General features: G+C 44.7%; 24 protein-coding genes. 17 read left to right on the top strand and 7 right to left on the bottom strand.

The features are described 5' to 3' along the window. Nucleotides 1-105 precede the first annotated feature (105 nt). The 5 genes from F6J94_RS00430 (at nucleotide 106) to F6J94_RS00410 (ending at nucleotide 4,533) form a co-directional block, all read left to right on the top strand. The gene (locus tag F6J94_RS00430) at nucleotides 106-486 is read left to right on the top strand and encodes a HetP family heterocyst commitment protein (protein ID WP_293035794.1); all 381 of its coding nucleotides are present in this window, start codon (nucleotides 106-108) and stop codon (nucleotides 484-486) included. A 560-nt stretch (nucleotides 487-1,046) separates the two neighbouring features. Next, nucleotides 1,047-1,889, top strand: a complete 843-nt coding sequence (locus tag F6J94_RS00425) for a YaaW family protein (RefSeq protein WP_293017931.1) — start codon at nucleotides 1,047-1,049, stop codon at nucleotides 1,887-1,889. A 17-nt stretch (nucleotides 1,890-1,906) separates the two neighbouring features. Continuing rightward, nucleotides 1,907-3,217, top strand: coding sequence for an O-antigen ligase (locus F6J94_RS00420; protein ID WP_293035792.1), 1,311 nt, complete (start codon nucleotides 1,907-1,909; stop codon nucleotides 3,215-3,217). A 218-nt stretch (nucleotides 3,218-3,435) separates the two neighbouring features. Next, nucleotides 3,436-4,056, top strand: a complete 621-nt coding sequence (locus tag F6J94_RS00415; RefSeq protein WP_075903979.1) for a DnaJ domain-containing protein — start codon at nucleotides 3,436-3,438, stop codon at nucleotides 4,054-4,056. 204 nt (nucleotides 4,057-4,260) lie between these two features. Then, nucleotides 4,261-4,533, top strand: a complete 273-nt coding sequence (locus tag F6J94_RS00410) for a DUF3143 domain-containing protein (RefSeq protein ID WP_070395455.1) — start codon at nucleotides 4,261-4,263, stop codon at nucleotides 4,531-4,533. Nucleotides 4,534-4,709: 176 nt separating this feature from the next. Here the strand turns inward: F6J94_RS00410 and F6J94_RS00405 are convergent, their stop codons facing one another. From F6J94_RS00405 to lysA, 3 genes are all read right to left on the bottom strand, one after another. Further along, the gene (locus tag F6J94_RS00405; protein ID WP_293017925.1) at nucleotides 4,710-5,450 is read right to left on the bottom strand and encodes an isoprenyl transferase; all 741 of its coding nucleotides are present in this window, start codon (nucleotides 5,448-5,450) and stop codon (nucleotides 4,710-4,712) included. A 5-nt stretch (nucleotides 5,451-5,455) separates the two neighbouring features. Next, a complete protein-coding gene (cdaA, locus tag F6J94_RS00400; RefSeq protein WP_293017924.1) occupies nucleotides 5,456-6,376 on the bottom strand; it encodes a diadenylate cyclase CdaA in 921 nt (306 codons plus the stop codon). Nucleotides 6,377-6,538: 162 nt separating this feature from the next. Then, nucleotides 6,539-7,960, bottom strand: a complete 1,422-nt coding sequence (gene lysA, locus F6J94_RS00395; RefSeq protein ID WP_293035789.1) for a diaminopimelate decarboxylase — start codon at nucleotides 7,958-7,960, stop codon at nucleotides 6,539-6,541. A gap of 73 nt (nucleotides 7,961-8,033) precedes the next feature. On the opposite strand from lysA, the gene rimI reads away from it, so the two are divergent. The 7 genes from rimI to F6J94_RS00360 all read left to right on the top strand — a co-directional run bounded on the left by rimI (nucleotide 8,034) and on the right by F6J94_RS00360 (nucleotide 15,286). Next, entirely contained in the window at nucleotides 8,034-8,627 is a 594-nt protein-coding gene (gene rimI, locus F6J94_RS00390; protein ID WP_293035787.1) for a ribosomal protein S18-alanine N-acetyltransferase, read from the top strand. Nucleotides 8,628-8,768: 141 nt separating this feature from the next. After that, complete coding sequence (locus tag F6J94_RS00385) at nucleotides 8,769-11,237, top strand: ATP-dependent Clp protease ATP-binding subunit (protein ID WP_075903969.1); 2,469 nt, start codon at nucleotides 8,769-8,771, stop codon at nucleotides 11,235-11,237. A 172-nt stretch (nucleotides 11,238-11,409) separates the two neighbouring features. After that, a complete protein-coding gene (locus F6J94_RS00380) occupies nucleotides 11,410-11,613 on the top strand; it encodes a DUF751 family protein (RefSeq protein WP_075903966.1) in 204 nt (67 codons plus the stop codon). A gap of 74 nt (nucleotides 11,614-11,687) precedes the next feature. Then, nucleotides 11,688-12,086 carry a 30S ribosome-binding factor RbfA gene (rbfA, locus tag F6J94_RS00375; protein WP_008179934.1) on the top strand — a complete coding sequence of 133 codons (399 nt, stop codon included), beginning with the start codon at nucleotides 11,688-11,690 and terminating at the stop codon, nucleotides 12,084-12,086. After that, complete coding sequence (locus F6J94_RS00370) at nucleotides 12,083-13,843, top strand: glycoside hydrolase family 3 N-terminal domain-containing protein (protein ID WP_293035776.1); 1,761 nt, start codon at nucleotides 12,083-12,085, stop codon at nucleotides 13,841-13,843. The genes rbfA and F6J94_RS00370 overlap by 4 nt, the downstream gene beginning before the upstream one ends. Nucleotides 13,844-14,169: 326 nt before the next feature. Beyond that, nucleotides 14,170-14,799, top strand: a complete 630-nt coding sequence (locus F6J94_RS00365) for an IS607 family transposase (protein ID WP_293035773.1) — start codon at nucleotides 14,170-14,172, stop codon at nucleotides 14,797-14,799. Next, nucleotides 14,786-15,286, top strand: coding sequence for a transposase (locus tag F6J94_RS00360; protein WP_293035770.1), 501 nt, complete (start codon nucleotides 14,786-14,788; stop codon nucleotides 15,284-15,286). Before F6J94_RS00365 ends, F6J94_RS00360 begins: the two co-directional genes overlap by 14 nt. Nucleotides 15,287-15,321: 35 nt before the next feature. Here the strand turns inward: F6J94_RS00360 and F6J94_RS00355 are convergent, their stop codons facing one another. Next, nucleotides 15,322-16,368, bottom strand: a complete 1,047-nt coding sequence (locus F6J94_RS00355; RefSeq protein WP_293035767.1) for a hypothetical protein — start codon at nucleotides 16,366-16,368, stop codon at nucleotides 15,322-15,324. A gap of 50 nt (nucleotides 16,369-16,418) precedes the next feature. Here F6J94_RS00355 and F6J94_RS00350 point away from each other — a divergent pair, with 50 nt between their 5' ends. The 3 genes from F6J94_RS00350 (at nucleotide 16,419) to F6J94_RS00340 (ending at nucleotide 17,413) form a co-directional block, all read left to right on the top strand. Then, complete coding sequence (locus F6J94_RS00350; RefSeq protein ID WP_293035764.1) at nucleotides 16,419-16,583, top strand: hypothetical protein; 165 nt, start codon at nucleotides 16,419-16,421, stop codon at nucleotides 16,581-16,583. Nucleotides 16,584-16,758: 175 nt separating this feature from the next. After that, a complete protein-coding gene (locus F6J94_RS00345; RefSeq protein ID WP_293035761.1) occupies nucleotides 16,759-16,971 on the top strand; it encodes a type II toxin-antitoxin system HicA family toxin in 213 nt (70 codons plus the stop codon). A 13-nt stretch (nucleotides 16,972-16,984) separates the two neighbouring features. Next, nucleotides 16,985-17,413: a hypothetical protein gene (locus F6J94_RS00340; protein WP_293018900.1), complete on the top strand. Its 429-nt coding sequence runs from the start codon at nucleotides 16,985-16,987 to the stop codon at nucleotides 17,411-17,413. Nucleotides 17,414-17,460: 47 nt separating this feature from the next. Here F6J94_RS00340 and F6J94_RS00335 read toward each other — a convergent pair whose 3' ends face one another. From F6J94_RS00335 to F6J94_RS00325, 3 genes are all read right to left on the bottom strand, one after another. Beyond that, nucleotides 17,461-17,745 (bottom strand): type II toxin-antitoxin system mRNA interferase toxin, RelE/StbE family, encoded by a 285-nt coding sequence (locus F6J94_RS00335; protein WP_293018899.1) that lies wholly within the window; start codon nucleotides 17,743-17,745, stop codon nucleotides 17,461-17,463. Then, nucleotides 17,742-17,969, bottom strand: a complete 228-nt coding sequence (locus F6J94_RS00330; protein ID WP_293018897.1) for a hypothetical protein — start codon at nucleotides 17,967-17,969, stop codon at nucleotides 17,742-17,744. The genes F6J94_RS00335 and F6J94_RS00330 overlap by 4 nt, the downstream gene beginning before the upstream one ends. A gap of 165 nt (nucleotides 17,970-18,134) precedes the next feature. After that, entirely contained in the window at nucleotides 18,135-18,386 is a 252-nt protein-coding gene (locus F6J94_RS00325) for an AbrB/MazE/SpoVT family DNA-binding domain-containing protein (RefSeq protein ID WP_293035758.1), read from the bottom strand. An 86-nt stretch (nucleotides 18,387-18,472) separates the two neighbouring features. Between F6J94_RS00325 and F6J94_RS00320 the strand changes: the two genes are divergently transcribed. Both F6J94_RS00320 and F6J94_RS00315 read left to right on the top strand, forming a co-directional pair. Beyond that, entirely contained in the window at nucleotides 18,473-18,628 is a 156-nt protein-coding gene (locus F6J94_RS00320) for a hypothetical protein (RefSeq protein ID WP_293035755.1), read from the top strand. Nucleotides 18,629-18,944: 316 nt separating this feature from the next. After that, nucleotides 18,945-19,070 (top strand): hypothetical protein, encoded by a 126-nt coding sequence (locus F6J94_RS00315; protein WP_293035752.1) that lies wholly within the window; start codon nucleotides 18,945-18,947, stop codon nucleotides 19,068-19,070. The last annotated feature ends 17 nt before the right edge of the window (nucleotides 19,071-19,087 follow it).

The raw sequence follows: 19,087 nt of genomic DNA, 5'->3' as shown, positions 1-19,087 counted from the left end.
CTTAATTGACCAACCAGAATCACTGACTATTGAAACTAGAGGTAGAGTTCAAGCGTAAATCCTGCAAATCCAATTCGTTGACCTTCAGATCACAGAGAAATCATCATGAGTTACTCCATGCTTCGTCGTTCTAATCGCCCAGTGGGCAAAACCCTAGATCCTGAAAAGATTAGTTTGATTGAAGAAGCAATTCGCGATCGCAAGTATTCCTGGGCTTGTGTTTTGATGCTGCGTTATTTGGGTCTTAATCCCTTAGAATACATACCGTCGCGAACCTACTGCCGATTGCGACGGGATAACGAGAAAATGGACTCACTCAATCAAGCTACAACCGACAGCCTCAAGCAGGATAGGGAAGATGCTCCTAAGTGCTTAAGGAATATTAAAGATCTCGACTATGCAAAGCCCCTTGACAGGAGAAGCCAACTAGTGCAAGGGGGCTCTCAAGAACAGTGGTTTAACCACAAATTGCAAAAATTCTACTAAACTAATTGCCGACAAAGCAATGCCAAAAGCATTGCGCTAATTTTCTTAATGGAGGCTCTGCTGCCTACTCTCAAACCGCACTGTAACTTCACTCAGTCCATTATTTTACGTCGCTTAACTTACGACCAGCTGCCTTCGCTTTTAGTTCTTCGTTGGGCGGTAGTGTTCCCTTGTTAAACAAGTTACTAACTTATTTCATTATAAAACAGTGGATAATGTTTGACAAGGTTTAGATAGCTATAAGGCTAATAGTTGCACCTCTAAAACCTGCCAATACCCAAGAATCCCATGGCGGGAATTCCCTTATTCCCTCCTTGTCCTAGTGGAGCCGACTGCATTGCTTTATTAAATCAAAAAAAAAGCTGAAACTCTTGTCCGTGTCTTGATGCAAAGCGCGAGTGGGACAAATCCCCCCCCCATAAAGGCCAACCCGTCGCTTCAGCATAGCTGCCAAATGCCTAACAGCTTACTACATCAAAGTAGATTCAAACTCCTACTATAAAACTGATAGGAGTAGAATAGAGGACAGCACAAAAAACGGGGTTGTGGAGGGAAGAACGTTGGATGAGCTGAGAACTGCGTTAGAGTTAGCAACCGTTGAAGAGTTACAACAAGTGACAGACATTCTATTCTGTCGTAGGTTTAATCCCTTAGATTACCTTCAGCTCCCTGAGCCAATCGATATCCAAAGCCAAAACCGTGAAGCTTGGTTGGATTCCCTGGAAGAGCGATTTCGCTTCTTGGCAGCAGATGGAGTAACAGTACTCAAGGGACGGACGAGGGAAGTAACCTACCGACAAGCCCTGATTCAAGTTTGTCGTTACCTCAAAATTCCTTACTCTCAACGTCTGACTACAACTGACTTGGAAGCAGAAATATTTCTTCACCTCATGGAGAAAACCTGGAAACGCTTACCAACCCAAGAGCAGCAATCCCTAACAGTACAGGTACAGAAATGCTTAGCTAAGTCAAAACTCCCTGAACCCTTACCTGTACAAATCCAGCACAACCCTATCGAGTTTTTACTCAAAGGTGGTAGCGCCCTAGCATTGACCTCGATTCTAAAGCCAATAATACTACAACAGGTTGCACGCCAGTTTGCCCTACATTTCGCTCGCTATCAGGTTGCTAAACAAGCCCTAGTGAAGGGAGGTTTGGCAGCAGCAGCTCAGTTTCAGAACTACTTTACACTACAAACAGCACGACAGGGAATGGCACTAAGTGCTGCTCGTTATGGGGTTACTAGGAGTGTTTTTGCCTGCCTAGGTCCGATCATGTGGAGCTATTTCTTTGTTGACTTAGGCTGGAGAGCGATCGCAACCAACTACGGTCGGATTATTCCAACCATCTTAACCTTAGCACAAATTCGCCTGACTCGTGCTGAGTGCTGGGAACCAGTTTAGATTGATAGTAGTGGTTAGTGGTTAATTGGTTCTTGGGAAAGAATAGACATTCAGACAATCACCTAGAAATAGCTTGGAACTGCGCTAAGCTGGGAACTCTTATCTTTCCCCTGTTTCCAGCTTTAGGCGCAGTGGGGTTAGTACTAGCTGTGGGAGATACTTGGCGGCAAAAGTACGCCAGTATGATCTCAAAACCCCTAAACTGGGGCTTGGCTATTTTGAGTATCTGGTTGCTCATTACTGCTAGCTTAGCCTTTAACCCCACAGAAGCGTTCCTAGGTTTAGGGAATTTTATCCCCTTCTTCGCCGTTTTCGCTGCTTTCTCTACCCTCATCAAAACCCCAGCACAGCTGAGGCAATTAGCCTGGATTCTAGTTATTCCTTCCCTAGCAGTAACTATACTGGGTTTTGCTCAGATGGTTTTGGGTTGGACTAGCCCAAAAGTATTATCACTAGTCTTTGGTTCAACCTTGGTAGCTAACGGTAATCCTCCAGATCGGATGGATTCAGTGTTTTCGTATGCCAATATCCTAGCCGCTTATCTACAAATACCATTAATTTTAGGAATAGGGCTGTGGATTGAGAGGTTTCAAGCTAGGGGTTGGAGCTGGCATCGATTCGATTATCCGCTGTTGTTCTTGAGTGTGGTGGTGATCGGTAATGCGATCGCATTAGTTTTGACCAACTCCCGCAATGCTTGGATAATCGCTGTTTTGGCTTGCCTTGCCTTTGCCCTTTACTTAGGTTGGTACTGGCTGGTGACAGCAGTTACTGCTGCTGTTGGTAGTATTCTGTGGGCATCATTTGGTCCAATCCTAGGGCGTCAATGGCTGCGTAGTATTGTCCCAGCATACTTTTGGATGCGATTGTCTGACCAGTTGTATCCCAACCGACCCATCGCTACCTTGAGGACAACCCAGTGGAAATTTACTTGGTCAATGATTCAGGAGCGTCCCTGGTTTGGTTGGGGGTTACGCAATTTCACTCCTCTTTACCAGTCACAAATGGAAGTCTGGCTTGGTCATCCCCATAATCTACCTCTAATGTTGACTGCTGAAACTGGCATCCCAGGCACACTGATGTTGAGTGGCTTAGTTGGCTGGATTATAGTACAAGGTATCCAACTATTAAGGGTTTGGTCAACCGTTGCGACCACTACCACTAGACAAGATGGGCATCAAGACAACTTAATTCTGTTCAGTTATCTGGTGGCTTTTGGCAGCTGTACTCTATTCAATCTGCTGGATGTAACTCTGTTTGATTTTCGGGTTAATACCTTGGGGTGGCTGTTGTTGTCAGCAATTCGTGGCGTGGCGTGTCACATTTAACCTAATTTAGTTCTTGATATTGCAATTAGCTAAACCTTAGTTGAAAAGGAGTCGTCTAAGCACGAGTCAGGATAACCGTTCCCATGTTGCCTAGAATAGGTGAAGTTAAGCTTAGTTTACCGAAATTGTCGGATTTTGTGGGATGATTAAAGGATCAGGCTCCTTCCAAATGTCACAATAATCGAAAGCGTTGTCTAACCAGTTAGGATAAAACTGCAGTGGCACAAGATCGGGTCAGACAAAACATTAGGAATCGCGAAAGCCCAAACTCCACGACTTATTACGAAATACTGGGATTGCACCCTAGTGCATCACCCATAGCTATCCGACGTGCCTATCGGCAACTCAGTAAGCGCTATCATCCTGATACAACCGACTTACCCACTGAAACTGCCACGATTAAATTCCAAAAGCTGAACCAAGCCTATGCTACCCTGAGTAATCCAGAGCGACGAGCAATCTATGACCAAAAAATTGGTTATTCCCGCCTCAATGTGATTCAGCCACCCCCTAGTTTAAACAATCCAGTTAATCAAAAGCCACCAAGCTCCTCGTCCTCAGCTTACCTTGATCCCACTGACCGCCCCCTTTCAGCTGGGGAGATTTTTGTCTTATTCATTTTAGGACTAACCTTTTTAGGCTGCTTACTACTAGCCATAGCGATTGGATTAACCCAAGGTGAATCTGCTCTGCTAATTTCTAAACCCAGTGGCAATGATTTGCTTACCTTACCCGAGATTAATTTTATTCAACAGGCGAAACCTGATAATTTGGATAGTCAAATACCGGTTAATAACCAATCAGCCCAAAATACCCAGATAACCCATCTCTCAGAATAACTGATCAAGAATAACTTATAATATTAAGTCTGTTTAATCCCTTATAATGTTAATCCCTTATAATAGGGTTTATCCCATAAATGTTAATTGTCTTAATTGTTAATTGTCTTAATTGTTAATTGAAAATTGTCACGTGACCATTGACAATGTTCAATTTTATACTGATGTACCACCAAGAATTATAAATAGTTAATCGGACTCGATATGACACTTCCGCCAGGTGATACCCCCTTGTATAACCACCCTCTACCTGAAATAGAGAGGTGGCTGAAAATACTAGGATGTGAACAAGACAGTAATGATCTACATTGCTGGCGTGTTGATCGACCTACCTGGAAAGCAGAACTTTGCCTTGAGGTAGAGGAGTTAATCGTGCGCTACGTCAAGTCTGGGGAAGATGGACAAGATATTCAACGATCTTTCAAGTATTCCCTCAGCCGCAAAGATATAGAAGATGCAGTTTTCTGTGGTCCTTAGTAGGTGAAGGGTCTGCGGTCGTTGAACGTTATAAGGTTGTCCCTTGTAGTGTGGCCTTTTGGCCAAGGTTAGAAGGTTGAAAGTTATAAGGTTGTTCCCTAGGCGAACAACTAAAAAACCTACCCTACAAGGAACGCCAAAAGCGAACAACTAAAAAACCTTTCACCATTCTTATCTTAGACTTTTCCAAACCGACGTTCACGCTGCTGATAAGTAGACAAAGCACGGTGAAACTGTCCACGGTCAAAATCCGGCCATAGGGTATCTGTGATGTAAAGTTCCCCATAAGCCATTTGCCAAAGTAGGAAATTGCTCAAGCGCATTTCCCCACTAGTGCGAATTAGCAAGTCTGGGTCACAGATATTGGCAGTGTAGAGATGGCGTGAAAATAGGGCTTCGTCAATGTCATCTGGTTGGATGTGACCAAGTTGGACCTGAGTAGCAATGGCTCGACAGGCTTGTATAATTTCCTGGCGGGCCCCGTAGTTAGTAGCCACAGTAAACTGAATGCCAGTATTATTGAGAGTTTCATTCATAGAATGCTCAATTTGTGCTTGCAACGATTGCGGTAAGGCGGTCAAATTTCCCACAAACTGAATCCGAACATTCTCCTCCATCATTTCTTGAAGTTCTCTAGCCAAAACCCGCTCAAACAAGGTCATCAGAAACTCCACCTCTTCTAAGGGGCGTCCCCAGTTTTCTGTAGAAAATGCATAGGCGGTAAGGGCTTTGATTCCCCAATCATCACAACAACGAAGTAGTTTTTTGAGAGCCTCCACCCCTTGCCGATGTCCTATAACTCGAGGTAGTCCCCGGCGTTTTGCCCAACGACCATTACCATCCATAATCACTGCCACATGCCTAGGCAAACGGTCTGGTGAAAGGTCGCTTGGTAATTTGTTTAGGATAGTTTGCATAGCAGTTATTTTTTCTCTTGAGACGTTGATGATGGAAGACGGAGGAAACGTGAAACTAGCACCCGTCCCTGGGACTTGAATTGGCGACCTAGGTTGCGTAGACCTGGAGCAACTACCTCACGATCCACGACTGGGGAAAATCGTTCCTCTAGCAATTGTTTGAGTCTCGTGCTAGTTAGTGGTCGGTACAATCCTCCTTTTTCCGCCAAAGAAATTGAACCCGTCTCTTCAGATACAACAATACAAAGGCAATTTTCGACACGTTCTGTAATTCCCATCGCAGCCCGATGGCGGGTCCCCAGCTTCCGAGAGGCTGTGCGCTCAGAAAGAGGCAAAATTACCCCCGCAGCTACAACCCGAGAGCCACGAATTAATACCGCTCCATCGTGTAACAACGTAGTTGTTTGGAAAATGGTTTGCAGTAGTTCTTTAGAAATTTCAGCATTTAGCTGAACACCCGGTACAGAAACATCCCGCTCATCAATTGGACCATTAGTTTCTAAAGTTATCAAAGCGCCAACTCGATTTTGAGACAACTCTTTGACCGCGTCTACGATTTCATTGATTACACTGTCAGGCTTAGGAGTGGGACGTCGTTGTCCTTGAAACAACTGCACAATCTCTCCTCGACCTAACTGTTCAAGAAATCGACGAAACTCTGACTGGAAGATGACAGCCATTGCCACAGCTGAGCCAACCACCAACTTTTCTAGCACAAAACTCAATAGCGTCAACCCTAACCTATTACTTACTGCTGCGGCTAACATCAGGACAATTAGCCCTCGCACCATCCATAAGGTGCGGCGCTCCCCAATGATGAGGAGCACAAGATAAGTAAGGGCTAGAACCAACCCAACATCGATGCTGTGAAGCAACAATGACTGAGCCCAGCTATGGTCAGTAACAGGACCCGGCAACGGAGGCATTGAACGTTCAGGAAAGAATTAAGGATGGAGATGGAGTCGAACTGGCTTGATTTTAGCGTCAGCTAAGTGATTAGCTCTTAAAAAGTTAATGGTTAATGATTGGCGGTTAGCCAAAAGTCAACCACCAACAACCAATAGCTTTTAGCTTTTAGCTTTTAGCTTTTAGCTAATTTCTGCTCTGGGTCTGAGTCGTTCGGGCAAACGATCTAGGCGAATTAAATCTTGGTAAGTTTCCCGCTGCACAATCACCTGGGCTTCTCCGTCCTTGACTAAAACTGCTGCTGGTCTGGGTAACCGATTGTAATTAGATGCCATGCTGTAATTGTAGGCACCAGTAGCCATTACCACCAAAATATCTCCTGGCTGAGTTTGAGGTAAGGTAGCATCTTTAATCAAAATGTCCCCTGATTCACAATGTTTACCAGCAATTGTGATTTTTTCGGTTAGGGGAGCTGACATCCGGTTGGCAATCACAGAGCGATAAACGGATTGGTAGGTAATCGGACGCGGATTATCTGACATACCTCCATCAACTGTCAAGTAAGTCCGGATTTCGGGGATGACTTTAGAACTCCCCAGAGTGTAGGCGGTGACACAGGCTGGACCAACAATGGAACGCCCGGGTTCCGATAGCAGTTTCGGTAGGACGAGTTGCCGAGAAGTGCAAGCAGCAACAACGGAGTCACAGACTCCCTTGACCCAATCATCAATAGTAGGAGGGTCATCGGATTCTAGATAACAAATCCCTAAGCCTCCTCCTACATTGATCTGTTCTACTCGCAAATCGTAGTCAGCCGCTTTAACAATACACTCGACTAGCACTTTCGCCAGATCTTGATGGGGTTGGCTCTCAAAAATCTGAGAGCCAATGTGGGCGTGTAAACCAACAAAGTTGAGGGTTGGGTGTTGGCTGATAAAGGTAAAAACTTCATCCCAGGTATCGGGATCAAAGCCAAACTTACTGTCTAGGTGACCCGTGCGAATGTAATCGTGGGTGTGACACTCGATCCCTGGGGTCAATCGAATCATGATCCGGATACTCTCTTGTGGTAACGAAGCCAGGGCTTTTAACTCCAGCCAGTTATCCACTACGATGGTGCAGCCACTCTCGGTAGCTAGTTCCAGTTCACTAGTAGATTTATTATTGCCATGGAAATAGAGTTTGTCAGCACTAACACCAGCTTGTAGAGCAGTGTAGAGTTCACCACCAGAAACCACATCGATTCCGAGGCTTTCAGAGTTTGCGATCGCACAAATTGCTAAACAATTCCAGGCTTTAGAAGCGTAGAGGACTAGAGATTCTCCGGGGTAGTAGTTAGCAAAGGCTTCCCGATACTGATGACAAGCAGTTCTAAAGGTTACTTCGTCCACAATGTAAAGGGGGGAGCCAAATTGCTCGACTAGAGTCGTCACATCGCAACAACCAATTTCCAAGCAGTCACGGCTGTTAACTTTGGCGGTTAGAGGGAGCAGTTTCTGATTCGGTGAGGGGTTTGACCCACCATTGTTTGGGTCTGGAGTGATAGATGAATTGAGATACTGAAGCCCTGAATTCTGAACCTGAGTGGGTTGAGTCGATAGCATTATGTAATTATTTTCCTGATTTTGCTTTACAGTTGGAACTTGCGTCTCGTTAATCAGTGTACAATTGAAGGCTGTGACTGTCTTAAAACTTAAACCCCTCAAAGCAGAGCACCTAAGTGCTGCAGTGGCACTGGATCAGCTGTGTTTTGGTGGACTTTGGACTCGGTCGGGTTACGAGCGAGAGTTGGATAGCCCCAACAGTCAGTTGTTGGCTTTGGAAGCTCCTCCAAAAGGGGACAAAAAAGAAACTTTGCTTGAAGGCACAGGTGTTCCCATCACCTCATTACCCAATTGCCTGGTAGGCTTAGGTTGTTTTTGGTCAATTTTGGAGGAAGCCCATATTATTATTCTGGCAGTGCATCCTGACTACCAACGTCAAGGTTTGGGTCAATTACTGCTTTATTCATTGCTACAGGATGCTAAACAGCGTAATTTAGAGTGGGCAACCTTAGAGGTGAAACCATCTAATCAAGCAGCACTAGCTCTTTACCAAAAGTTCGGCTTCACTGAAGCTGGACGACGTAGAAACTATTACAAAGACACTGGGGAGGATGCTCTGATTCTATGGCGAGGGGGTCTGAAAAGCCCTGAATTTGAGAAAACAATGGCCGATTGTTACCAGGAAATTAAACAGCGCTTGGCAGCTATTGACCTGGAAATTGGTTAATGGCTAATAACTAGAAATGGCATCGGAAGTAAGTAAATAACTGTTTCAATTGCTGGGAGTTGTGTAAAAATAAACGGTGGGCTGATTTACCTGTGCTAGAATCAGCTTACACGGGCATGCAACAGGTGATGGGAATACGCCATGTTTGAACGCTTTACAGAAAAAGCCATTAAGGTGATCATGCTGGCTCAGGAAGAAGCACGTCGCCTAGGTCATAATTTCGTAGGCACAGAGCAAATCCTCCTGGGTCTGATCGGAGAAGGAACTGGCGTAGCTGCCAAGGTCCTCAAATCTATGGGCGTAAATCTCAAAGACGCTCGGATTGAAGTTGAGAAAATTATTGGCAGGGGTTCCGGCTTCGTTGCTGTCGAAATCCCCTTTACCCCCAGAGCAAAGCGGGTTCTGGAGCTATCCCTAGAAGAAGCTCGCCAGCTAGGCCATAACTACATTGGTACAGAACATCTGCTACTAGGGCTAATACGGGAGGGAGAAGGCGTAGCGGCTAGGGTTTTGGAAAACCTAGGAGTAGACCTGTCTAAAGTCAGAACCCAAGTTATCCGAATGTTGGGTGAAACGGCGGAAGTCACAGCAGGAGCCTCTCAAGGTCGTACAAAGACTCCTACTCTCGATGAGTTTGGCTCGAACCTAACCCAGATGGCTAGTGAAGGCAAGCTAGATCCAGTAGTAGGACGGGAAAAGGAAATAGAACGGGTAATCCAGATATTGGGACGCCGTACCAAGAATAACCCAGTATTGATCGGAGAACCAGGGGTAGGAAAAACGGCGATCGCAGAAGGCTTAGCCCAACGAATCGCTAACAATGATGTTCCAGACATTTTGGAAGAAAAGCGAGTCGTTACCCTCGATATTGGCTTACTGGTCGCTGGAACCAAATACCGGGGTGAGTTTGAAGAACGCCTGAAAAAAATTATGGATGAGATTCGTCAGGCATCTAACGTAATCCTGGTGATTGACGAGGTTCATACCCTGATTGGTGCAGGTGCAGCTGAAGGCGCAATTGATGCGGCAAATATCCTCAAACCAGCCTTAGCAAGGGGAGAATTGCAGTGCATTGGAGCGACAACTTTGGATGAGTACCGCAAACACATTGAGCGGGATGCAGCCCTAGAACGTCGTTTCCAACCAGTAATGGTCGGTGAACCGTCAGTAGAAGAAACTATTGAGATTCTATACGGCTTGCGGGAGCGCTACGAGCAACACCACAAATTGAAAATTTCCGATGAGGCTCTCGAAGCAGCAGCAAACCTCTCAGACCGTTATATTTCCGACCGTTACCTGCCAGATAAGGCCATTGACCTGATCGATGAAGCAGGAAGCCGAGTGCGTTTGATTAACTCCCAGTTGCCCCCAGCAGCAAAAGAGCTAGATAAAGAACTGCGTCAGGTCCTAAAAGAAAAAGATGATGCGGTACGCTCCCAGGACTTTGATCGAGCTGGGGAACTACGCGATCGCGAAATGGAAATAAAGGCGGAAATTCGCTCAATTGCCCAAAGCAAGAAGAGCGAGTCTCGGGGTACTGATGACAGCCCAGTTGTAGATGAAGAGGACATTGCTCACATTGTTGCTTCTTGGACTGGTGTGCCGGTACAAAAACTGACTGAATCAGAGTCAGAGAAACTACTGCACATGGAAGATACCCTGCATCAACGCCTGATTGGTCAGGAAGATGCGGTTAAAGCCGTTTCCCGAGCAATTCGTCGAGCTAGGGTAGGCTTAAAGAATCCCAACCGTCCGATTGCCAGTTTTGTCTTCTCTGGACCTACAGGGGTCGGTAAGACAGAATTAGCTAAGTCATTGGCAGCTTACTTCTTCGGGTCTGAAGAAGCCATGGTGCGCCTAGATATGTCCGAATACATGGAGCGCCATACCGTTAGTAAGTTGGTAGGTTCGCCTCCTGGATATGTGGGCTACAACGAAGGTGGTCAACTAACTGAGGCAGTGCGTCGTCGTCCTTACACAGTAGTGCTGTTCGATGAAATTGAAAAGGCACACCCAGATGTGTTCAATATGCTGCTGCAAATCCTAGAGGATGGGCGGTTGACTGACTCCAAGGGTCGGACGGTAGACTTTAAAAACACCCTGCTGATCATGACCTCGAATATCGGTTCCAAGGTTATTGAAAAGGGTGGCGGACAACTGGGCTTCGAGTTCAGCGATAATCAAGCGGAATCCCAATATAATCGAATTCGGAATCTAGTGAACGAAGAACTTAAACAGTACTTCCGCCCAGAGTTTCTGAATCGTTTAGATGAGATTATCGTCTTCCGTCAGTTGACCAAAGAAGAAGTCAAGGACATTGCCAAGATTCTGTTAAAAGAAGTGTTTGGTCGTTTGTACGAACAAGGCATTACTCTAGAAGTCAGCGAGAAATTCAAAGACCGTTTGATCGAAGAGGGTTACAACCCCAGCTACGGGGCCAGACCATTACGCCGAGCAATCATGCGGTTGTTGGAGGATGTGCTGGCAGAAGAAATTCTCTCCAGTCGCATTAAGGAAGGAGATATTGCCTATGTTGATGTCAATGAAGAGGGTAAGGTGCAAGTCAGTCGTAAGGAAAACCGAGAGCTTTTGCCTCAAGGAGTTGAGTAAGTGATTGTAGGGTAAAGCCCCTACTTATCCTGTGCTAACTCCCCTTAATCCCCCCTTACTAAGAGGGGGGAAATTTTTGGCATTGTTTATGACAAATTACCAGAATAAGTACGGAAGAAGCTAAAAAAGTGCTACCAGTATTAAAAATGGCACTATAAGAGTTTATAGGATAATGGAAGACTTTTTTAAAAATGTATCTCGTTACCCACGCTATCTAATCAGTATTACTCTAGGGATATTCTATTCCGTGTTTTTGCTGGTAAAACCACTACTGAACCGCCCCCTAACTGCGATCGCATTAATTGGCATAGCCGTAGGAGTTTCTCTATTCATGGTTTTCACCCTACGTGGGATGCTCGGCTTCAGTCCGGTTTAGACTAGGTTTAGACTAGGTTTAGACTGGGTGCGCGCAGCTTTCGATGATGCCCATACTTTAACAAAGGGAACGTCATGACTACAAATCGCCGTGTTTTTCGGGTTTCCTCCCTAATTCAGCAGGAGGTTAGTCAAATGTTGCTTAACGATATCAAAGATGACCGGGTCGGTAGTGGAATGGTTAGCATTACCAACGTTGATGTCTCTGGTGACTTGCAGCACGCTAAGATCTATGTCAGCATCTATGGAACTGATGAGGCAAGATCTAAAACAATGGCTGGATTAAAATCAGCTACAGGTTATGTCCGCCGAGAACTAGGTCGGCGGATTCGCCTGCGCCGCACACCAGAGGTCATGTTTATTGAAGACCGTGGTCTCGAAGGAGGCGATCAGATGCTGAACTTACTGAATCAGCTTTCTCAAGAACGCCAGAGCAAGCAACTCGAAGACGATATTTCTGGAGCACAAGCTTGAATTCTCTCCCAAAGTCACTGCCTGATCTAAAAAACCTTTCCCTAGCAGAACAGGTAGCGCAAATGGTAGTGGTTCGAGCATCCGGCTACCTATTTGATCACCAAATTCAGTATCCGATTTGGGAACCCCCAGCTGAACAATTGCAGCGTTGGTTGCAAGAGTTAGGTATTGGGGGTGTTATTTTACTAGGCGGGAGTGCTGTGGAACTCGCCCTCAGGTCGAAACAACTCCAAGAGTGGGCAAAAATTCCCTTACTCATAGCTGCTGATATTGAAGAAGGTGTGGGTCAAAGGTTTGCCGGTGCCACTTGGTTTCCTCCACCGATGGCACTGGGAGCGATTGCCCAAAACGATCCTGAGCCAGCTTTGCAGTATGTCCGTACCATGGGAGAAATCACGGCTACTGAAGCGTTGGCCATTGGGATTAACTGGATCCTGGCACCAGTTGTTGATGTCAACAACAATTCCCAAAATCCTGTTATCAATGTCCGGTCGTTTGGTGATAACCCTCAAATCGTTAGCCAATTGGCTTCTGCCTTTATCCAAGGAACCCGACAGTATCCAGTCTTAACCACTGCCAAGCATTTTCCCGGTCATGGGGATACCGCGACAGATTCCCATCTGGATTTACCAGTCTTGCCCCACTCACCCCCCCGACTAGCTACGGTTGAATTGCCTCCCTTTACCAATGCGATCGCTGCTGGGGTAGATGCCATCATGACCGCTCACCTCCTAATTACAGCTTGGGATGACCAACACCCAGCCACCCTGTCATCAGCGATTTTGACTCAACTGTTGCGCACAGACTTGGGATTTGAAGGATTGATTGTGACCGATGCTCTAGTGATGGGGGCAATTGCTAATCGCTATGGTGCCGATGAAGCCACAGTCATGGCTGTAGAAGCCGGTGCTGATATTCTCTTGATGCCCGTTAATCCCGAGACAGCAATTGAGGCAGTCTGTCAAGCAGTCGAACAAGGACGGATCTCACGGGAGCGGATTCAGGCATCAGTAGAGCGCATCAGTCGTGCAAAACGTAAAGTGGGCTATCACTGTCAAAGAGAGGGTTTAGACGAACACTCCGCTGCACAACAAATACCATCTCTACAAAACCCACCCTCACAACCTGTCCTGGAGTCGGGCTTAGACGATGATCCAGCTCAACAACCGATAACATTTCAACCCAACCCCAATTGGCTCTCGCAACTAGCTCAACCAACCACCCTAACGACTGTAGCCGATATTCTCCAGGCTTCCCAGATAACTAGAGGTTTTCTAGCTTTATCATCAATACCCAGCAGCAGTAATCAACCGTTACGTAATCTAATTTTGGTCGATGATCTCTTAGCTTGTGACTTTTTGGGACAGCACACACCAGCAGTCACTTTACCAAGAAGGCTGGGTTACAAACTCCAACTGGTTGATAGTCACACGACCCTACCTTCGGAAGTAGTCGATAATCCTGTTGGTGCTAAATCTACTCTGCTACAGCTATTTATCCGAGGTAACCCGTTTCGGGGTAGTGCTGGATTGACAGCAGTAGCTAGGGCATGGTTTAAGATGTTGTTAAAAACTGGGGATTTACAAGCTCTGGTGATTTACGGTAGTCCTTATGTGTTAGAGCAGTTCCTGCCAGAGTTGCCACCGGAAACACCATATGTATTTTCTTACGGGCAGATGCCAGCAGCTCAAGCGATCGCTCTTGAAGCATTGTTACCCGAAAGTTCAACAATAGATACTTTTGTGAGATTTATTTAATTTTTATGGATTTTTAAGGGAATTTCTGCTAATTTGCCCCTCTACAGCTTGATCAGAGGAGAAGATGGATATGAACTACTGCAAGACCTATAGTAAATATTTTTTTTAATAAAACCGATATTATAACAGAAGCATATACCTCTGGTCAATTAATAGGAGTTGACAAAATACCCAATCCAATCTCAAAAAACACCGAGAATTCCAGCTTTACTCCTATCCCCTATTCCCTGATTATTGAGAGAGGAGCAACTATTAACCGAATAGCTTAGTAAACCTTATCAATCCTGTCTAAAAGTGCTACTCTAAATTTAGAGAGGATTAGAGCTATGAAGAAATATGTCACTCCAAAGGAGGCAGCCAAAAACTACGGCGTCTCAATCTCAACCCTTAGGCGATGGGATCGGGAAGGAAAACTCGACAGTATCAGAACCCAAGGAAACCAAAGACGGTTCTGTGTCGAAGAAGAAGCTCCGCAAAGTAAGCCTGTTATCGCTTATGCAAGAGTCTCTACCCATTCCCAACGAGATGACCTCGATCGGCAAGCTCAATTTCTACGGTCAAAATATCCAAACGCAGAAATTGTTAAAGAAGTTGGATCGGGACTCAATTTTAAACGGAGAAAGTTCCTCAAAATATTGGAACGGATATACAGCTCTGATATCTCAGCATTTGTTGTCGCCTACCCAGACAGAGCAGTCAGGTTTGGTTTCCCATTACTTGAATGGTTATGTCAAAAAGGTGGAGTCAAGCTCGTGGTTCTCAATGAACGCAAGTTATCCCCAGAGCAGGAATTGGTCGAAGATATCCTGTCCATCCTCCACTGTTTCTCTGCTAGGCTTTACGGACTCCGGAAATACCAAAGACAAGTCAGCAAAGCGGTACAAGAAAAAACCTCGGAACAAGACTTCGAAGTTGACACCCAACAGTGTCTCGAAGATCAGGGTGTTTCCGTCTAAAGAACTCCATAAAGTTTGGAAAACTTGGCTTAATGCATATCGTTGGATCTACAACTGGTCAATAGCTACAATCAAAAACGGCTACCAAGGTAGTACCTATGATTTACAGAAATTAGCCAGGAATGCTGATAGACCCGAGTGGGTGAAAACATTACCTGGTCATCAGTTACAAGAAGCCGTAGCAGACGCGATGGACGCGGCTAAGCAGGCTTTGGCGTCGGGAGGTTTTGCTAAATTCAAGTCTTGCCGACAGACAAGTCAGGTGATTAAGTTCAAAGCCGGAGATTTTAAAAAAGGCTTCTGGTATCCAACAAAAGTAAAAGGCTTTTCTTATCGTTCACCTCAAGGTTTTCCTGAGGAGTGCATCTACGGTACTCAGTTGGTTTGGATTAAAGGTAAATGGTACGGAATTTTTCCTAAATACATTGAGCCGATTCCTACCACTGTTGACAAGGTAATAGCCTTAATATCCTTACAGTTGGTATAGGATGATCGTGCTTAATGCCATTAAACGTTTCATAATTATTCTCCTTGTGAGCTATTTGTTAGATAATTTTTCCAAAAACGAGTTTTTATTCCGTATTCTAACCAGTCTCCTTTTATTTGATCATGTAGATCTGGTGCAATATCTTTAGCTAAACAAGCCATTCGACTAGCATTGAGTTGAAGTTGTCCGTAGTTATCTGCAATTTGCTGCACAGTCAATGTATGTCCACGCTGATTGATAATTTTGTTAATTTCACACTCAGATACACGGTAAAAATATATATCACTGCCTTCTTGGTATACCTGACGCATTTCTTTTTCACAAGAGGTACGACGACGAAATATGGAAAAAGGTAGGGTGCTGCGAGCCTTTTCAATTATTTTATTAAAGCTAATTCGTAAATCTTCAATAGTGCCTGCCCTAGAGCAATTAAGTGTTTTTACAAGTTCATCTAACTTAATGAAAATATCTCGCTCAAGGTTCTCCAATCTTGTAATTGTAGGGTCAAACAGTTCTTTGTAAAAAGTACCTGGCGTTTTTTGCACAATCTTATCAACTTGAGCAAGAAGCGTCATCATCTCTAAAGCAATTTGGTTGATTCGCGCTTCTAGGGATTGATCAACAGTACCAAGAGTATAGCGGACATCAATAAGAGTCTCTGCACGAGCACGATTAATCTCTAAGAAGGTTTCCCGCATTGCGCCACGATAGCGCTCATCTACTCTTTCCAAGATATGATCAATATCCTCAACCACTTGATTTTCAATAGCTAGGATATTGTCTTTACTATGGTCTAAAAGTCTCTGAGCAGCTTCCTCAGTGCGGAGAATGTTATTTGCTGCTACCCGATCAACTTTATTGATTACATCATCACTAAAGGGGCGTATTGAACTATTAAAAAATTCCTCAAATTCTTTTAATGCTTTATCGCTTGCACCTTCAGCAACACCTTCAGCAACAATTTTAAATGGTCTTTTAAGAGCGTCTTCGACGCTATCGAATAATTTGCTAAGAGCTAAAGCTCTAGGTTGCATTGAAGCAAGGATCACGCATACAAAAGGTAATAATTTCAGAGTCTTCATTATTTGAGTTTTTAGGCGTTGCTTAATAATGGAATGATTTTAATAGTTTTGTGGAATGGGCATCTTGCCCGTTCCTAATCTTTTCGGTCGTGCAGGATGCCCACCCTACTTATATTCATTCCTTGATTCAGCAACGCCGGATAATTACCCTTAATACAAATCTGCCCCATCTTCCCATCTCCCCATCAATCTTCTTGATGACTGAAGTTAACTAATACATTTATTTTATTAATTTATAAAAGCTTGACTGTGCTGACATTATAGTAAAGTCTTGATTTAATGACAATCGCTGACGAAAGAAAGAGGCTTTGGGAAGGCGGTTTCGGGAGCAAAGCCCTCACGGATCCCTTCACCCTTGACTAGCGGACAATAATGTCCCATAGTTTTATCATGAAAGGAAGTGAGTTCATTAGGAGGGTAAAAAAGTTAGCCAGAGAGCGTGGTCTCGAAGCTCGTGTTGACAAAAAGCGCGGGAAAGGAAGCCACGTCACACTCTATTTTGGTGACCGATTTACTATTGTCCGCAATCCCAAAGATGAACTCAAGACTGGGACATTGAAGGCAATGCTACGTCAGCTTGGTCTACAGGAAGATGAGATTTAACCATGCCATTACTATGAGTCGATTTTCATTCCCAGCTACATTTACCCCTGACGAGTCGGATGGCGGGTTTGTGGTAACTTTTCAGGATCTGCCAGAAGCTATTACTCAGGGAGATTCCATGGAACAAGGCTTGGCTGAAGCAGCGGACTGTTTGGAAGAAGCGATCGCTGCGAGGATTGATGACCAACTCGACATCCCCAACCCCTCACCCCCGGCAGGCGGAGACTATTTAGTCCCAGTGCCAATTCAGACTGCCTTAAAAGCTGCCCTTTACCTGGCCATGTCCGAGGCAGGGATCACATCACTCCAATTAGCCCATACTCTCAATACCGATGAACAGGAAGTCAGGCGCATTCTCAACCCCGATCACGGGACGAAACTTCCTACACTGGAACGGGCACTAGCTGCTTTAGGTAAGCGGATTGAACTTCGCCTTTTTTAGGGGAATGTGGTCAATATCATCAAGACGGGAATACCCACAATGCACCCTCAATACACCTCATCGTGGGTGCCAATATCGAGTAAAATAATTACTTCATCTTGAATCTGTTGGTCTGTCTCAATGGAAAACACAATCCGGCAATCGTATCCACAGGAGCAGGCTTTGAGGCCCAATAACTCTCCTTTCAGAGAATGGGTACCTAGTTTTGGGTCAAAAACATCTTCTTCCATTTGCCTCAGGGTGTTTTCAATGCGTTTCTGGAGTTTGGCGTTGCGAGAGACAAACTTACGATAAGCCCGCTTAAATTTTGGGGTAAGTACCAGTTGCCTCATGGGTTTTCGTCAAGAGCCTTTTGCAATTGAGAAATTACAGTCTCTGCTGACTGAGGTCGTAACTTGCCCTGTTTAAATCTAGCAATCGATTCTTTGGCATCCTCAGCAATTTCTTTACGACGGGATTCGATCAGACGGTTTTGGATGATTTCAACCAGCATAGCCTGCTGTTCAGGAGGCAGTTGACTAACCGTGTTGAGGGCTTCTTCAAGGGAAGTTGTCATTGGCTTAACAGAGAGGTTTGGTCGCTAGATTCAATTCTATCGGGTTGAATACTTACACGCTTGCGCCGAATCGAAGATCGAAGTTGGAGCCGCTACGCGATCGCATTCTCTTGTAGCTTGGTTTGAAGCAAGGAAACCCAACACTATCTTTTGGCTTAGAAATCGCTACCATTTCCAATCCTCTTCATCCCAATAATTTTCAATCCGATCATCAATTAATAATTCATCATCACCATTTTCGGCCATTTCTTTAAACGCTTCTTCCCATCCTTGACGAGAGTGGGATACTGGCGAAATTATCACCTTCCCATCTTCTACTGTTATTTCAACTACATTGGCTAAACCACATTCTTCAATAATTGCTTTAGGAATTCTAATTCCTTGGGAATCTCCAATACGTACAATTGCCGCTTTCATCAGCTTAATTAATATATAAATTTATTGGTAATTAACATCTTAGCATAATTAATAATCTCTCTATAGTCTACCTAAATGAATTGTGAGTGATAATTTTTGTCCCCTGTTCCCTGTTCCCTGTTCCCTACTCCCTGTTCCCTGTTCCCTTTGCTCTACGAGTGTCCCGATCAGATAGATTTCCCACCGAAAGCAAATGTTTAGGCACTCCTCCCATTCGTTCTAAAACCGATTTTTGGGATTGAAAATTTTGGCGATAATCCCGCAGCAATTTTTTGATCAACTCACTGCTAGTTGTTTTTTCCTGACTTAAAATTTCCACTAAATACTGTTCTGCCTCTTGATCCAGACTGACATTCAACATCACGTTTTACTCCATGGTACTGTTGCCTTCTTTCAATCTTACAATTTTCTAGACCTTCTGACTTTTCACAGCAAGTTCTGAACTCACCAAATAGCCAGGTTTTTTATCAAAATTAAATTATCAATAGTTTACAGTTTATTTCTACTACTATACCATGTGGTGAGCATTATCAACAAGACTGTATGCAGTAACAATAAGTGATATGCTCCTTGGCCTTTGGGCCACGCTACGCGAATGGAGCCGCTACGCGAACGGATTCTCTTGTACCTTGGCTTAAGGCAACCAAACCCAACATCTTTTCTGTCTTCTGTTACCTTGATTGATTAGGTTTCAGTTTCCT

It is taken from the genome of Moorena sp. SIO1F2, assembly GCF_010672755.1.
Lineage (GTDB): Bacteria > Cyanobacteriota > Cyanobacteriia > Cyanobacteriales > Coleofasciculaceae > Moorena.
The sequence above is the reverse complement of the archived record's forward strand: the minus strand, read 5'-3'. Positions and strand labels throughout refer to the sequence as shown.

Excerpts from the sequence above, each read along its gene's own strand:
- F6J94_RS00335 (WP_293018899.1), bottom strand. The coding sequence starts at position 17,745 with ATGAGGCAACTGGTACTTACCCCAAAATTTAAGCGGGCTTATCGTAAG.
- F6J94_RS00405 (WP_293017925.1), bottom strand. The coding sequence starts at position 5,450 with ATGCAAACTATCCTAAACAAATTACCAAGCGACCTTTCACCAGACCGT.
- rbfA (WP_008179934.1), top strand. The coding sequence starts at position 11,688 with ATGACTACAAATCGCCGTGTTTTTCGGGTTTCCTCCCTAATTCAGCAG.
- F6J94_RS00355 (WP_293035767.1), bottom strand. The coding sequence starts at position 16,368 with ATGAAGACTCTGAAATTATTACCTTTTGTATGCGTGATCCTTGCTTCA.
- F6J94_RS00345 (WP_293035761.1), top strand. The coding sequence starts at position 16,759 with ATGAAAGGAAGTGAGTTCATTAGGAGGGTAAAAAAGTTAGCCAGAGAG.
- cdaA (WP_293017924.1), bottom strand. The coding sequence starts at position 6,376 with ATGCCTCCGTTGCCGGGTCCTGTTACTGACCATAGCTGGGCTCAGTCA.
- F6J94_RS00385 (WP_075903969.1), top strand. The coding sequence starts at position 8,769 with ATGTTTGAACGCTTTACAGAAAAAGCCATTAAGGTGATCATGCTGGCT.
- F6J94_RS00365 (WP_293035773.1), top strand. The coding sequence starts at position 14,170 with ATGAAGAAATATGTCACTCCAAAGGAGGCAGCCAAAAACTACGGCGTC.
- F6J94_RS00380 (WP_075903966.1), top strand. The coding sequence starts at position 11,410 with ATGGAAGACTTTTTTAAAAATGTATCTCGTTACCCACGCTATCTAATC.
- F6J94_RS00340 (WP_293018900.1), top strand. The coding sequence starts at position 16,985 with ATGAGTCGATTTTCATTCCCAGCTACATTTACCCCTGACGAGTCGGAT.
- F6J94_RS00430 (WP_293035794.1), top strand. The coding sequence starts at position 106 with ATGAGTTACTCCATGCTTCGTCGTTCTAATCGCCCAGTGGGCAAAACC.
- F6J94_RS00410 (WP_070395455.1), top strand. The coding sequence starts at position 4,261 with ATGACACTTCCGCCAGGTGATACCCCCTTGTATAACCACCCTCTACCT.
- F6J94_RS00325 (WP_293035758.1), bottom strand. The coding sequence starts at position 18,386 with ATGAAAGCGGCAATTGTACGTATTGGAGATTCCCAAGGAATTAGAATT.
- lysA (WP_293035789.1), bottom strand. The coding sequence starts at position 7,960 with ATGCTATCGACTCAACCCACTCAGGTTCAGAATTCAGGGCTTCAGTAT.
- F6J94_RS00330 (WP_293018897.1), bottom strand. The coding sequence starts at position 17,969 with ATGACAACTTCCCTTGAAGAAGCCCTCAACACGGTTAGTCAACTGCCT.